This is a genomic window from uncultured Pelagimonas sp. (genome assembly GCF_947498515.1).
Classification (GTDB): Bacteria; Pseudomonadota; Alphaproteobacteria; order Rhodobacterales; family Rhodobacteraceae; genus Pelagimonas.
Genome location: NZ_CANMKO010000001.1, coordinates 472,885 through 487,793 on the forward strand (window position 1 = coordinate 472,885; position 14,909 = coordinate 487,793).

Sequence of the window (14,909 nt, forward strand, 5' to 3'; positions counted from 1 at the left end):
CCCACCGTCCCATCGGGCGCGCTATTCGGGCTGAACGAACACCCGTTTGGGGTGCAATTCACCGCCCTTGTAGATGCCGACCGCGATTGGCGTGCCATCGAATGATGCCCATGCTTCGTCGCCGTATTCGACATCTTTGGCAAACACCATGCCCGGGTTGCCGTTGCGCAGCTTTGTCGCCCCGTCGAGCGTTGTGTGCAGCTCGGGCAATTCATCAAGGCCGATTTCCAGCGGCTTGAGATAGGCGTCAAGCGCGGGTGTTTTGGCCATCTCGTCGATCTGGTCGATGCTCAGACCATCACTCACTTCAAACGGGCCAGACCACGTGCGACGCAAGCGCAGGACATGCGCCTTGCAGCCCAATGCTTCGCCTAGGTCGCGGGCGATGGAACGGACATAGCCGCCTTTGCCACAGGTCATTTCCAGCTCGACGTGATCGGCATCTGGGCGCGAAATCATCACCAGCTCTTCGACCCAAAGAGGGCGCGCGGCGATGTCCATTTCTTCGCCGTCGCGGGCGCGTTTATAGGCGCGTTCGCCGTCGATTTTCACCGCTGAGAACTGCGGAGGCACCTGCATAACGTCGCCAACAAACTGATGCAGCGCTTCTTTGATCTCCTCATCCGAGGGGCGCAAATCGGTTTCGGCAATGACTTCACCCTCGGCGTCATCGGTGTTGGTCGCCTGACCGAGACGGACAACAAAGCGGTAGGCTTTGAGCGCATCGGTGATGTAGGGCACGGTTTTGGTGGCCTCGCCCAAGGCAACGGCAAGAACGCCGGTGGCCTCCGGGTCCAAGGTGCCCGCATGGCCGGCTTTCTTGGCCTCAAGCGCCCAGCGGACCTTGTTCACCACCGAAGTGGAGGTGATACCGGCCGGTTTATCTACGATCAGCCAGCCCGAAATATCGCGGCCCTTGCGTCTGCGTCCCATGGTCGTCCCTTATTGGTAAGGCCGCGGAGGTAGCAAGCAGGGACAGAGCTGTCAATTCAACAGGGGCGTTTTGGTGGGTATTGCAGGAATATGTCGATGAAAGGGCCGGTAAGGAGCTGTTACCCGGATGCTTGCAACGCAGTTTTGATTGCGGAGAGGGCTGCGCGAATGGGTGGGTCATGCCGCGTGTCATGATGGGACACCAACCATTCATCATGGGTCAAATCCTCAATCGGATCAGACAGTTGCGTCAAGGTGCGTTGCTTTGCGCCAATAAAGCAGGGCAAGACAATGCGGCCATGACCGGAGCGGGCCAAATCGAGGCAGAGCCGCATATCAGTTGCGGTCAGCCCAATGTTGGAACCATGTGTGCGGTGAAGCCAGGCTTGGGAGGGAGGGAGCGGTGCTTGCCCCGGCAAGCTGACGTAGCGGGAGACCGCGTCAGATGTGGCGTAAATGGCGTAGGTGATACTGCGGAGCTTTTGGCGCGCGAGCCATGGGTGGTCGGGCTCGGCATTTCGGATGCCGATGTCGGCTTCGCGCCGGGCGATATCCAAGATCGCATTTGACGGAACAAAGCTTGGTGTCCAAGTTCCAGATACAGTAGCGGGCAGGGATTGGGCCAAAACCTGTGAGGTCCATAACCCGGCAGTTATCCGAACTGTTGGGGTTTGGTCGGTCTTGGAAAGCCATCGCAAGACGCGGTGACGCAACTCGGGCAACCCAGTCAATTCATCCGCCAGTGATTGACCGTCTTGAGTTAACTGAAAGCCACCTTTGCCGCGTAAAAACAGCCGCCGACCAGTGCTGCGTTCGAGATGCGCCATGCGGCGAGACATCGTCGGGAGCGGGACACCGGCCTTTTGGGCGGCGTTGGTGAGGGACGGGCTCGTGGCAACGATCTGAAACAACGCAAGGTCGGACAAGTCAGCTTGGCTTTCATTCATGAAAGTAATGTTGCCCGAATTGCGAATTTATTCAATGGAAATGACTGTGGCATCTTGTTTTTGAAATAATCTCCCAAAGCAAGAGGCATTTGATGTTGATCACACCTTTGAAAACCGAACGCCGTTTTTTGTCGCCTGAACGCCAACACATTGAAAACCGTATCCGCAGCCATAAAAAATGGCGCAGACGGCGGAACCGGCTGCGCCTTTTATGCTTTTTAAGCGATTGGCGTCGTTCTAGTCGCGGGTTCCGGCGAAACGTTCTTGCCATTCGGTGCGTTCTGCATCGGTTATCTTGCGGAAAGTGACCTCAGGCACGGCAAATTCGTGGCCTTCGGGCATTGCCGCGAGGGCGGCTTTGATGTCGGTTGGCCATGCGTCATCGTCCGACTTCATCGCATCCAAAAGCTCGGCACTTGCGTCCGGAATGAAGGGCGAAGAAATGATCGCATAGAGACGGATCAGGTTCAGCGCCAAGCGGATCTGCGCTGCGGCTTGATCGGGGTCGGTTTTGAAAGTTGTCCAAGGCGCGACTTCTTGTAGGTATTCGTTGCCCAAGGCCCATGCGGCGCGCAGGGCGGTGGCGGATTTGCGCACCTCGATGGCTTCCATATGGGCTTCGTATTCGGCCAATTTCGCGGCTAGATCACTCATCAATTGCTCTTCGCGCGCGCCATAGGCCCCGCCCGCCGGAACAGCTTCTGAGTATTTGGAGCGACAGAATTTGGTGACACGGCTGGCAAAGTTGCCAAGCACGTCGGCGAGGTCCTTGTTGACCGACACTTGGAAGTTTTCCCAAGTAAATTCGCTATCCGCGCTTTCGGGCGCATGGGACAACAACCACCAGCGCCAGTAATCGGACGGTAGGATTTCCAAGGCTTGATCCATGAACACCCCGCGTCCGCGCGATGTTGAGAATTGGCCGCCATCGTAGTTCAAGTAGTTGAACGATTTGATGTAATCGACAAGCTTCCACGGCTCACCCGAGCCCAAAATCGTGGTTGGGAAGGACAGGGTGTGGAAGGGCACGTTGTCCTTGCCCATAAACTGGGTGTAACGGACGTCATCGGCCCCTTTGTCTGTGCGCCACCAGCGTTCCCAATCGGTGCCTTTGCCCGCATCAACCCATTCCTGCGCACAGGCAATGTATTCGATTGGGGCGTCGAACCAGACGTAGAACACTTTGCCTTCCATGCCGGGCCAAGGCGCGTCGCCTTTCATCACCGGCACACCCCAATCGAGGTCGCGGGTGATGCCGCGGTCCTGAAGGCCATCCCCGTCATGCAGCCATTTCTTGGCAATCGAGGTGGTCAAAATCGGCCAATCGGTTTTGGAATCAATCCATCTGTCGAGCTGATCTTTCATCTCGGATTGGCGCAGATAAAGGTGCTTGGTTTCGCGCATTTCCAGATCGGTGGACCCGGAAATGGTCGACCGTGGGTTGATCAGCTCAACCGGATCAAGCTGTTTGGTGCAATTGTCACATTGATCGCCGCGCGCATCTTCGAACCCACAATTGGGGCAGGTGCCTTCGATATAACGATCGGGCAGGTAGCGGCCATCGGCATGGCTATACATTTGGGTTTCACTGACTTCGCGGATCAGCCCTTGTTTGTCCAACTGAGCGGCGAAATGTTGGGTCAGCTTCTTGTTCTGCTCCGATGAGGACCGGCCAAAGTGATCAAAAGACAGGCGGAACCCATCGGCGATTTTCGCCTGAACACCCCACATTTCGGCGCAGAATTCATCGACCGGTTTACCGGCCTTAGCGGCGGCAAGTTCGGCGGGGGTGCCATGTTCATCGGTGGCGCAAAGGAACATGACCTCATGGCCGCGCGCGCGCAGATAGCGGGCATAAAGATCAGCCGGAAGCTGAGAGCCCACAAGATTGCCCAGATGCTTGATCCCGTTGATATAGGGAATCGCGGAGGTGATGAGGTGGCGTGCCATTGTCGTTCGTCCCGTGCGGTTTGGGCGTGATTTAACGGAAGCGCGCGCCAAGGGCTACTGCGTTTTGTCCCTTTCGCCAGTCTTGTCGCGAAAGCGCGACATCAAACGCCCGATCACAAAGGATGTGCGCGGGGCGTACACATAGGGGGTGCGGGTCTCATTTGCCGGGCGCGATTGCATTCGGACAAGGCCAAAGACCACCAAAAGCGCATGGCCCAGAGCGATCATGATGAACAGCGCCGGGGGGCCATAGGCGTCGATCAGGGATGAGGCGACCCATGGGGCCGCAATGGCCCCACATGCATACCAAAACATCAACGCCGCCGAGAGTTCGACACGTTCTGAGCTATCGGCAAAGTCATGGGCGTGGGCGGCGGACACCGAATAGATCGGAAAGGTCGTGAGGCCAAATATAGCGGCCGTTAGCATGACTCCTGTTGTGCTGAGGTCCGTGGTGGTGGCGGTGAAAACGCAGGATGCAATAGCGGCGAGGGACAGCCAGATCAAAACGTGACGCCGGTCAAACCGATCCGCCAGCCAGCCAACAGGGTATTGTGACAAAGCCCCACCCGCGACAAAGGCCGCCAAAAATAGCGCAATGTCAGAGGTTTGGAGCCCAACCCCGGTGCCATAAAGCGGCCCGACCATCCGGAACGACGCGCTTGACAGGGCGGCGACAAGCACACCGGCCACCGCCAGCGGGGAGCTGGCAAAGGCCAATTGCGGGCGAAGGCGTGGGGCGGCCGGGGTTTCGGGTTGGCTTGATTTGGTCAAGGTCATCGGCAAAATTGCCGCGCAGCAGATCATCGCCAAAAACGTATAGGACACGTAATGCGCCGGTTCGAGGACCGAGATCATCAGCTGGGCCACAAGGGAGGCAAGCATGTCCGTCACGCGGTAGGTACCCATAGCGCGACCGCGGTTGTCATTGGTGACCTTGGCCTGCAACCATGCCTCGATCACGGTGTAACATCCGGCGATACAAAGCCCCTGCGCCACGCGCATTCCGGCCCAGACATAGGGATTTTCGCTTAGAACATGGCCGAGAATGCCCATCGTGCCAAGGGCGGTGAACACCGCAAAGGCGCGGGAATGTCCAACGCTTCCCATGAGGCGCGGCGACCACCAGCAGCCAATGAAAAAGCCTAGAAAATGCGCCGACCCCAAAAAACCGATCTGTTGGGTGGTGAAATTCAGTTGCAAACCGGACAGAGCGTCAAGCGGCCCAACGCCGCCCGATGACAGCTGTAACAGGATCACGGATAAAAACAGGGCGGCAAAAGAGATCATCATACGCATGGGGCCAAAGGGGCATGTGGGGGCATGGCGCGCTTTGGGTTTTGCGACGTTGTCGGGTCGTTTTGGGGCCTTGGTTGGAAAAGATAGACGTGGCGTCACTCTTTTCGTTCCGGCGGGCGCGGTCTTTGATGGCTTTGCCAAATAAGGAGGCCACCCGATGCCGTCGCGCAAATACGCAAAAACCGTCGATGAATTGCCCAGCCCCGAGGAATTGATGTCGGTTCCGGGGCTCGAAATGATGCAAAGCATTGTTAACGGAGAGCGGGCCGGACCGCCGATTGGCGAGACCATGGGGTTTTGGCCGGTCGAGGCCGAACAGGGCCGGGTGGTGTTTGAAGGGACGCCGGAATTGGCGGTGGCCAACCCGCTGCGCACGGTGCATGGCGGCTGGTATGGCGCGATTTTGGATAGCTGTATGGCCTGTGCGGTGCATACGACGCTACCTTCGGGCGCAGGCTATACGACCTTGGAATACAAGATCAATATCACCCGTGCGATCCCTTTGGGTGTGACGGTTCAGGCCATTGGTATTGCGCAACATTCCGGCCGATCAACCGGGGTGGCCAATGGCGAAATCCGAGGCAAGGAAGATGGCAAACTATACGCAACCGGGTCAACGACCTGTATGATTTTGCGGGCCTGAGGTGGGGTGAAACAGATGGTTTCCGGTTAACGCCCATGTTTTTGGCGGGGCCATGCGGGCACGCAACCGTTCTAGTCGCCAGCGCACCTGACCGGGGGTGTGATCAGGCTCCATCTGCCAGCGAGTTTCAACGCCCGGCGCGCCGCCAGAACCCGGCGTTAGCATGAGACCAAGCGGGCGAAACCGCCCTTCGCCCGCCCCGGTTTCGGCGGCGAGATGCAACCGGCGGACCTGAGTCATACCGGGTGGTTCGGGCAGATCGGCCACAACCATCGGCGCGGCCCCACTGCGCAGAATTTCCTCCATGCTCCACAAAATGTCTTCGCCCCGGATTGGGTCGAGAAAGATCAGCGATTGCGGCGGCAACAAGGGGGCCAGCCCATCGGTGTTAAGGCGGTTACGCTCCCACTTGGGGGTGATCCAAAAGATTGGGGCAAGGCTTGGGCTGCTTTTGAGTTGGGCCAAAAGTTTGGCGGCAATACGCACCGCAAGGGTGCGCCGCGCCCGCCCACAGATTTCATGGACGCGCGCCAGTGGCAGGCTGGCATCATCCAGAAGGGCAAGGCCCGGTGGCGGGCGATGGGTTTTGCGGGCAAGCAGGGCAGCAGCAGTCATGGGGGTAAATTACAATGTTCACTAAATGTTCTCAAGGGTGAATTTCTGGAAACGCCCCTTGGCAATTGAACTGATACCGCTATCTTTCGCGCAACCCGCGCGAAGGAGATGCCGCAATGAAAATGAATAAACTGGGCCGTACTGGCATCGATGTATCAGAGTTTTGCCTTGGCACCATGACCTTTGGCACGCAGACGAAACAAGACGAAGCCCATGCCCAGATTGACCGGGCTCTGGCGGCTGGGATCAATTTCATGGATGCCGCCGAGATGTATCCGGTCAATCCGATCAGTGCCGAAACCGTTGGCAGAACTGAAGAAATCATCGGCAACTGGTTTGAGAAAACGGGGAAGCGCAAGGAGTGGGTCCTTGCCACCAAACATTCCGGGGCCGGGTTCGCGCATGCGCGCAACGGCGCAATGATTAGCGCGCAAACCATTCCCGAGGCGATTGAAGGGTCTTTGAAACGGCTCAAAACCGATTGTATTGACCTGTACCAATTCCACTGGCCCAACCGGGGCAGCTACATGTTTCGCCAAAATTGGAGCTATGATCCGCTAAAAGGTGGGATGAGCCGGGATGAGGTGATCGACCAGATGGAAGATTGTCTAGGGGCGTTGCAGCGTGAAGTTGAGCGCGGCACCATTCGCGCCTTTGGCCTTTCAAACGAGAGCGCTTGGGGGACAGCGCAATGGTTGGCCGCCGCCGAGCGGGTGGGTGGGCCGCGCGTGGCGTCGATTCAGAACGAGTATTCGTTGGTTTGCCGGATGGCAGACACGGATTTGGCCGAAATGATGATGTTTGAAGATGTCGGGCTTTTGCCGTTTTCGCCACTTGGTGCTGGGTTTCTAAGCGGTAAATACCAGAGCGGCGCTGTGCCTGATGGATCGCGTATGTCGATCAATGGCGACATGGGGGGGCGCAAGTCTGAACGGATTTTTGATGCGGTTGACGCGTATTTGGCCGTGGCCCGCAATTTTGGGTTGGATCCGGTTCACATGGCTTTTGCTTGGTCGGCACGCCGGCCTTTTGTTGCGTCTTCGATTTTTGGGGCCACCACCTTGGCGCAGTTGGAACATGCCTTGGGTGCGGCTGATGTCACGTTGACCCCAGAGGTGTTGGCAGTCTTGGACGCGACGCACAAACAACATCCGATGCCTTACTGAGAAGAGGGCGGGAGGCCCCCTTGAGCGGCTCCCGCCCACCCACCCCGCCCTTCAAGGGGGCCAGCCTTAGTCCTTGATCTGGCTTTTTAAAACCGACAGGAAAGACGGCAAGTCACGGGTCGTGATATCCGCTTGGCGTAGCAGATTGTCAAAGTGGTCCGTGATGGCAGAGACGCGAATTGAGTCGCGGAAAACCAAATAGTTGCTCCCCATGTAGAGCGCTGCCAAAAGCGGCCCAAAGATCGTGATAGGGGCAGAATACAGGTGTCGCGCGCAGAAAAGATACAGCCGGAGACGCGGATAAAGCGTTTCGCTGAGTGCCGTCCAGTGGTCGATTTGAGCGGCCCGAATCTCTGCGGAAAGGCCTGCGTAATAGCCTGTCCCGGCGGCAAAGCTTTCTATCTCGTGGAGCGCGATACAAATTTCATAGTCAGATTGAGATTGGCGCATCCAGTTCAGGCGTTCCTCGGATGCTGCAATCGCCTGATCCGAACTGCGTCCGAGGTGTTTTTCATATTCCCAGTTCAAAACCGCACGGGTTTTAAGCATATCGGGTAGCATCGCTGGAACATACCGGATCTTGTATCCATCGGCCTCTTGGTACCAGCCGAATATGGTGTCATCGACCAAGGCCCTTTTGGCTTGCGTCATGCTTAGGGAGGTCGCAACGAGATCTTCGGCATTTTCGGGTTTATCCGAAAGGCCGAGAAGCCAGTCAGATGACACCCCCAGAGCTTCGGCACAACCGCCAACGAGATGGGCGTTGGGTAGGCGGGCCCCCTTGTCTTTGAGAAGTTGGGAAATGGTCGAGCGGTCAACACCAACTTGGGCAGAGAGAAGCGTTTGATTGCTGTTGGCCGTTTTCATCGCCTCTTGAAGTCTTGTGCGAAATAGGCAGGCCCGAAGGCGCTTGTCGGATATTTGTCTCATGAGGTGATAATTATCACATTGCGGGAAATTTGTTAACTAAACACTGAGTGCCAGCAAACCCAAATGGTTGATAGCGATTGGCGCATGATAAAAACGTATTTAGAGCGCTTTTCGATATGGATGTCCCAACCCAGCATAAGGCACAAGGTTGAGTGGCCAACGATTGCACTATTGTTGATTTGCTATTTTGTCTGGGGCGTTAGCACCACGTGGGTTGCCGAAATCTGGCTTCCTTTAGGGATGGTTTTGGCCTGTGTGTCGGCAGCCCTACATTCGTCGTTGACGCATGAGGCTCTGCACGGTCATCCTACGAAGTCAGCCTTCTGGAATGCCGTTTTGGTGTTTCCGGCCCTATCTGTGGTTGTGCCGTATTTGAGATTCAAGGACCTGCATTTGGCGCATCACCGGGAGTCGATTTTGACTGATCCCTACGATGACCCAGAAAGCAATTACTTGGACCCGATCGTTTGGGCGGACCTGCCTAATTGGAGAAAGAGGTTTTATCGTATCAACAATACCTTGGCCGGGCGCTTGATTTTTGGGCCGGTGATGGGAACTTGGGCCTTTGCTGCGTCTGATTGGAAGGCAATAAAAGCAGGGGATCGGCGTGTTTTATTGGGTTGGGTGCTTCATGTTCCCGCTATGACTACGGTTATCTTGTGGTTCAGCCTCGTAGGAAATATGCCAGTTTGGGCTTGGTTGGTTTCGGTCTATGGTGCGCTGTCTATTTTGAAAATCAGGACATTTCTGGAGCATCGTGCTCACGACCATGCGCCCGGACGTACTGTTGTTGTCGAAGATAAAGGGCTTTTGTCGCTGATTTTTCTGAACAATAATTTGCACGTTGTACATCACATGCATTCTATGGTGCCGTGGTATCGATTGCCAAACTTGTACTGGCGTAACAAGGATCGCTATCTTGGTCGAAACTGCGGATATGTCTATCCATCTTATGCCGCGATATTCCGTCAATACATGTTCAGATCTAAAGATCCGGTCCCACATCCATTTTGGCCAAAACCTTAGGATTGGCCAAAATGGGTATGTTTTAGGTCATGATGCTATGCGCTGATCTTCTGGAATTTCTTGGTCCCATTCGCCACTAGGGCTGGCGCATTCTTCAGAAGCCGTTCTGAATTGGGAAACAAGGTTCAAAAGGTTTGTAGCGCTTTCCGTCATCGCATGGCTGGCGGCTGTGGCCTCTTCTACCATGGCTGCGTTTTGTTGCGTCACCTGATCCAGTCCGACCATTGCTGTGTTGACTTCGCTAATTCCCAGAGACTGGTTCTGTGTTCCTTCAGAGATGTCGGTGTTCAAAGTGAAAACAGCGTTGATGCGTGTCACAATATGGTTAAGCGCCGAACCGGTTTCACCAACGAGGGTTACCCCATTGTTGACATGGTCAGTTGAGGCTTCGATCAAAGTTTTAATCTCGGTGGCTGCTTCCGCTGAGCGTTGTGCAAGGTTTTGCACTTCAGATGCAACAACCGAGAAGCCAACGCCCGCTTTGCCGGCCCTTGCGGCCTCGACGCCAGCGTTCAGGGCGAGAAGATTGGTTTGGAACGCGATGTCGTCAATGACCCCGATGATTTGCGAGATATGTTCGGAGGAGCTTTCGATTTCACCCATCGCGGACACGGTGCGCCCCACAACTTGACCGCCTTGTTCTGCAGCTTCTTTGGTTTCTTGCATGGAGTTTGAAACTGTGGTCGCGCCATCAGCTGTGTTTTTCAACCCAACTGTGAGTTGGTCCAACGCTGCGGCGGTTTGTTCCAGTGTTGCGGCCTGGGTCTCGGTACGTCGTGCAAGATCGTCAGAGGCCCCGGTAATCTCTGCAGCACGGGCGTGAATATCGCGCGCTGAGTCGACAACAGCGGACACCGTTTCGCGCAACTGCTTGGATGTTGCGTTGAAATCGTTCTTGAGCTGTTCGTATTGGGGCGGAAACTCCATTGAAATATGCGCGGTCAAATCACCCTGAGCCAATGAGGACAGGTTTTCACTGAGTTGCTCGACAACTTCCATTTGCTTCTTTTGACGCTCTGCACGCTCGGCAGCGAGACGTTCTTTTTCGATGGTGCCATCACGAAGGTTGGCGAGCGCCTTGCCGATAGAGCCGACTTCGTCTCGACGATCGACTTCGGGAATGTCGACATCTGTATTGCCTTGCTGAAGCTCTTCGAGCCGCCGAACAACCCGTGTCATCGGTCCGGCAACCGAAGTTGAAATCAAGAACAGCACACCGGCGAACGCAATGTAAGAAATCACGCCAATCAGAGCCGCGGTTTTGTTGGCATTAAAAATCGCCTCACTGATAATTGACACATCAACACCCCAGACGAGATCGCCCACATTGTTACCATCCAAAACGAGAGGGGTGCGGATGATCTCAAGGTTCCCAAGCCGCGTGCGAAGCTCTCCACTTTCGATGAGGGTCGCACCGGACTGTGCCCAAGTTGGGTCAATTGCCTCTGCCAAAGTGTGTTCCGCCATGGCAGAACCATCCGTCATCAGGGTCGCAAAAACGAAACCCTTGTAGTCGGAAAAGGACAGCAGGGTGTTTTGGGCAAGCTCGTCGTCAAAGTTCCATGCCGCAGAGGCAAGTGGCGGGGAGACATAGGTTTCGATCAACTGGATTTCTTGGGCAAATGCATCATTTAGCGCCTGCGAATAGCGCATTGCCCAAAAGAATGTGATCACAAGTACAAGAACCAACAAAGACGACAACCCTGGAACCAAGAGTTTGCGACGGATAGGCCAGTTTGCGAACCATTTCATGCGATGTCTCCAGCGGGTTCAAAGTAAATCCAGCTTGTTCTATCTGGATTTCCTTTTTGATTTCTTTCGTTTCAAACCAAACAACCCGGTTAATTCAGACAATCTGAATCAACTCGAGTGTGAGACAGTGAACGGCCAAAAGCCCGCATCCGATTGGGGATGCGGGCGATCAACGTTTTGCCAAATCTCGTGGTGATATCAGTAGCCCAAATATTGGGACCCGAGTGTGTCGCGATATTTTTCAACCCACACCTTGTTGATTTGGGCGATTGTGCCGTCTGCCTCGGCTTCACCGAAGCAGCGATCAAAATCGGCGGTCAAGGCGGGATCGCGGAAATTCATGGCGTAATTTGAAGGCTCAAACGTCGCCTGAAATTGAACGTTCTGCATCGGATCAAAAGGGAGGTCCGCAGCGTCGTCACGTAGCTGGCGATTGAACTCGGCGAAGATCATGCCGTCACCAATCACCGCATCCACGCGCTGTGCGAAAATCATCCGGCTTTGTACAATCTGATCCGCGGCTTCTTTGTAGCTTTTGAAACTGTTGGTCGCGGCCTTAAGGCCAGGCAGAATGTCAGAAGCCCCCATAAATGCAATCACAGTATGGTCGGCGAGGCTACCCAAGTTGGCAAAGCTAGCCCCAGAGTTCTGAAGATTGGACACCCCATTTTGGTATTGGATATAGGTCTGCGACTGGCCACCCGGTAAAGGCATGCCCTGAGGTACAGTTGTCACGGCGTCGCCGGTCCCGGATTCGTAGCTTTTCCAATGGCGGGTAAAGGGTTGGACTTTGAACGTGACCTCATGGCCACAGCGCGACATCACTTCGGTAATGATTTCAACTTCGCGCCCCGTTCCATCGGCCATAATCATCGGCGGCAATTCACCGGCCATGATGGTTAGGTTGGCGGCGCTTGCGACGTTGGAACCGCCAGTGGCGGCAATAGCGGAAAGAACGAGTACGGCGGTTAGCTTTGTCATTTTAGACCCTCTGGCAATGTTAGAAACTTTGCCGAGACCGTATGGATTAGGGTTCTAAGAGGAGGTTAAAGCTAAAATCCAAGTATATCGCCTTGTTTATAATCAAGCGTCAATCGCCGCTGTTGCCGCCTTGGCAATCACCAATTCTTCGTTTGTTGGCAAGACCATAACATGCACACGGCTAAAGCTGGAACTGATGATGGTTTCGTTAGCATCATTGCGCCCTTCGTCTAATTCCACCCCAATCCAATGCATCCCGGCACAGACACGTCGCCGGATTTTGGCGGCGTTTTCTCCAATGCCACCGGTGAACACGATCGCATCCAACCCCTCAAGTGCGGCGGCCAAACCGCCCAATTCGCGACGAATTCGGAAGCAGAAATAGTCGACCGCTTCGCGAGCATGGATGTCGTCAGACGCCAAAAGTTCGCGCATGTCATGGCTTAGGCCCGAAAGGCCGAGCAATCCGGATTTCTTGTACAAAAGGTCTGAAATTTCGGTTGCGCTTAGCCCCTCTTGGTTCATCAGGTACAAAAGCACACCGGGGTCAAGCTGACCGGAGCGGGTGCCCATTGGCAGACCGTCGAGCGAGGAAAACCCCATCGATGACGCCACTGAACGGCCGTGTTCCATCGCGCACATCGATGCCCCGTTGCCCAGATGGGCCACCACAACGCGCCCGGCATGCAGCGTTGGCGCAATTTCAGCGAGCTTGCCCGAGATGTAATCGTAGCTAAGCCCGTGGAAGCCATAGCGACGCACGCCCTTGTCATAATAGCTACGCGGCAGGGCAAACGTATCGTTCACAAACGGGTGCTGGCGGTGAAAGGCGGTGTCAAAACAGGCAACTTGCTTGGCGTCTGGAAACGCCGCCAAAGCCGAGCGCACACCGGCCAAATTGTGTGGTTGATGCAAGGGGGCAAAGGGCATCAAGGTCGAGAGCTCGGAAATCACCTCGGGGGTGAGTTCGACCGGGTCAGAGAAGTTCAGCCCGCCATGCACTACACGGTGGCCAACAGCGTCTATTTTCGCATTCGGAAAGCGATTGGAGATCTTCGTCAAAGCGGCCTGAAGCGCGCCGTCATGATTGGCGGAATTCTTGGCCGGAAGATCGGAAAAAGAAACCGTATTCCCCTGCGCATCCTTAAGCTTGGCCGTTGCCGCGCCGCCAATATGGTCGATCAATCCGGTGATTAGCGGTTTTGGGGTTTCGCCCGCTTCGAACAGGCCGAATTTCAAGGTCGAAGACCCAGCGTTCAGCGTCAGAACATGGCTCATTTTGCGCCTCCGCTGAGACGATTGTGATGAAGAGCGGCAACGGCACAGGAGGCCAGACGCGCCATGTCATCATCAGCGCGAGAGTTTAGGATAACCGGCACCCGTGCGCCCAAAACCACCCCGGCGCTCTCGGCGTGGCTTAGGTAGGCCAATTGTTTGGCGAGCATATTGCCCGCATCCAGATTGGGAACCACCAAAATGTCGGCGCGCCCCGCGACCGGTGACACGATGCCTTTGGTGCGGGCGGCCGCGATGTCGATGGCATTATCCATAGCGAGCGGCCCTTCTACAAGGCCACCGGTGATCTGGCCGCGATCGGCCATTTTCGACAGTAAAGCCGCGTCGATGGAAGATGGCAAATCAGGGTTCACGGTTTCCACCGCCGAGAGAACCCCAACTTTGGGTTCTTTGATGCCAAGGCTGAGCGCCAGATCAATGGCGTTCTGGGTGATGTCGACCTTGGTTTTCAGGTCCGGCGCGATGTTGATCGCGGCGTCACTTACCAAAAGCGGATGCGCCAAACCGGGCACGTCCATCACAAAAATATGGGTAAAGCGGCGCCCCATCCGAAGCCCGGTTACCTTGTCCAACAGTGGGCGCAGCAACATGTCGGTGTGCAAATGCCCCTTCATCAAAGCATTTGCGCGCCCTTCATGTACAAGTTCAACCGCACGCCGCGCCGCGCCGCGGTGGTCTTTGATGTCGATGATTTCGACACCGTCCAACGACTGTCCAAGCTCTTTGGCGGTTGCTGCAATCTTTTCTGCGTCCCCAAGCAGGATCGGCTCGATTATCGTGTGCTCGCGCGCCAACAAGGCCCCACCCAAGGAATTGACATCCTCAGGGCAAACAACGGCGGTTTCAAGCGCGGCCAAAGGTTCGGCCCGTTTCAGCAGTTTTTCGAAATGACGATGACGTTGTACGACTAACCCGGGAAGGTCGTGGCTGTTGTAAGTGACCTTGCGACGCGGGGCCATGACCTCGGCCCAGCCGTCCAAAACCAAGGCATCGTCACGCACCCGCCGCACTTCGGTCGACATGGTGACGGTGCAGTCTTTGTCATTCTTGTCGGTCACAACCACGCGGCTTAGCAATTCATCGCCTGCATGGGCCCGGTTGTGAAACTGAAAGTTTTGCGACCGATACAGCGTGCCAGCGCCGGGCAGAACATTGCCCAAGACAGCAGAAATCAGCGCGCCAACAAACATGCCCGGCATAATCGCCTCGGGATGGCCATCGGCGTCGCCATCGGCATCATACATATGCATGGGGTTGTGGTTGCCCGACACATTGGCAAAGACGATCATGTCATCTTGTGTACAAAGACGCCGCAACTCGGCTTGATCCCCGATATTCAGCTCATCAAAGGTCTTGTTCTCAATCAACATG

The 14,909-nt window shown here is 55.7% G+C and carries 13 protein-coding genes; 3 read left to right on the forward strand and 10 right to left on the reverse strand.

Annotated features, from left to right (window positions below):
- Positions 1–21: 21 nt before the first annotated feature.
- The 4 genes from truB to Q1A43_RS02475 all read right to left on the reverse strand — a co-directional run bounded on the left by truB (position 22) and on the right by Q1A43_RS02475 (position 5,129).
- A complete protein-coding gene (gene truB, locus Q1A43_RS02460) occupies positions 22–933 on the reverse strand; it encodes a tRNA pseudouridine(55) synthase TruB (RefSeq protein ID WP_299932152.1) in 912 nt (303 codons plus the stop codon).
- A 119-nt stretch (positions 934–1,052) separates the two neighbouring features.
- On the reverse strand, positions 1,053–1,880 hold the full coding sequence (locus Q1A43_RS02465; RefSeq protein WP_299932154.1) for a LysR family transcriptional regulator: 828 nt from the start codon (positions 1,878–1,880) through the stop codon (positions 1,053–1,055).
- A gap of 237 nt (positions 1,881–2,117) precedes the next feature.
- Positions 2,118–3,830, reverse strand: a complete 1,713-nt coding sequence (gene metG / locus Q1A43_RS02470) for a methionine--tRNA ligase (protein ID WP_299932157.1) — start codon at positions 3,828–3,830, stop codon at positions 2,118–2,120.
- Positions 3,831–3,884: 54 nt separating this feature from the next.
- Positions 3,885–5,129, reverse strand: coding sequence for an MFS transporter (locus Q1A43_RS02475; protein ID WP_299932160.1), 1,245 nt, complete (start codon positions 5,127–5,129; stop codon positions 3,885–3,887).
- A gap of 157 nt (positions 5,130–5,286) precedes the next feature.
- Between Q1A43_RS02475 and Q1A43_RS02480 the strand changes: the two genes are divergently transcribed.
- Positions 5,287–5,772, forward strand: a complete 486-nt coding sequence (locus Q1A43_RS02480; protein ID WP_299932163.1) for a PaaI family thioesterase — start codon at positions 5,287–5,289, stop codon at positions 5,770–5,772.
- Here Q1A43_RS02480 and Q1A43_RS02485 read toward each other — a convergent pair.
- Entirely contained in the window at positions 5,743–6,387 is a 645-nt protein-coding gene (locus tag Q1A43_RS02485; RefSeq protein ID WP_299932166.1) for a hypothetical protein, read from the reverse strand. The two genes, Q1A43_RS02480 and Q1A43_RS02485, sit on opposite strands and share 30 nt — an antisense overlap.
- A gap of 116 nt (positions 6,388–6,503) precedes the next feature.
- Between Q1A43_RS02485 and Q1A43_RS02490 the strand changes: the two genes are divergently transcribed.
- Complete coding sequence (locus Q1A43_RS02490) at positions 6,504–7,553, forward strand: aldo/keto reductase (protein WP_299932169.1); 1,050 nt, start codon at positions 6,504–6,506, stop codon at positions 7,551–7,553.
- A 66-nt stretch (positions 7,554–7,619) separates the two neighbouring features.
- Here Q1A43_RS02490 and Q1A43_RS02495 read toward each other — a convergent pair whose 3' ends face one another.
- On the reverse strand, positions 7,620–8,483 hold the full coding sequence (locus tag Q1A43_RS02495; protein ID WP_299932172.1) for a helix-turn-helix transcriptional regulator: 864 nt from the start codon (positions 8,481–8,483) through the stop codon (positions 7,620–7,622).
- Between the two features lie 63 nt (positions 8,484–8,546).
- On the opposite strand from Q1A43_RS02495, the gene Q1A43_RS02500 reads away from it, so the two are divergent.
- The gene (locus Q1A43_RS02500; RefSeq protein WP_366944222.1) at positions 8,547–9,509 is read left to right on the forward strand and encodes a fatty acid desaturase; all 963 of its coding nucleotides are present in this window, start codon (positions 8,547–8,549) and stop codon (positions 9,507–9,509) included.
- Between the two features lie 27 nt (positions 9,510–9,536).
- Here the strand turns inward: Q1A43_RS02500 and Q1A43_RS02505 are convergent, their stop codons facing one another.
- The 4 genes from Q1A43_RS02505 to Q1A43_RS02520 all read right to left on the reverse strand — a co-directional run bounded on the left by Q1A43_RS02505 (position 9,537) and on the right by Q1A43_RS02520 (position 14,908).
- A complete protein-coding gene (locus Q1A43_RS02505; protein ID WP_299932175.1) occupies positions 9,537–11,261 on the reverse strand; it encodes a methyl-accepting chemotaxis protein in 1,725 nt (574 codons plus the stop codon).
- A gap of 198 nt (positions 11,262–11,459) precedes the next feature.
- Entirely contained in the window at positions 11,460–12,242 is a 783-nt protein-coding gene (locus Q1A43_RS02510; RefSeq protein WP_299920872.1) for a transporter substrate-binding domain-containing protein, read from the reverse strand.
- A gap of 102 nt (positions 12,243–12,344) precedes the next feature.
- A complete protein-coding gene (locus Q1A43_RS02515) occupies positions 12,345–13,520 on the reverse strand; it encodes an acetate/propionate family kinase (protein WP_299920870.1) in 1,176 nt (391 codons plus the stop codon).
- Complete coding sequence (locus Q1A43_RS02520) at positions 13,517–14,908, reverse strand: bifunctional enoyl-CoA hydratase/phosphate acetyltransferase (protein WP_299932178.1); 1,392 nt, start codon at positions 14,906–14,908, stop codon at positions 13,517–13,519. Before Q1A43_RS02520 ends, Q1A43_RS02515 begins: the two co-directional genes overlap by 4 nt.
- Between the last annotated feature and the right edge of the window lies 1 nt (position 14,909).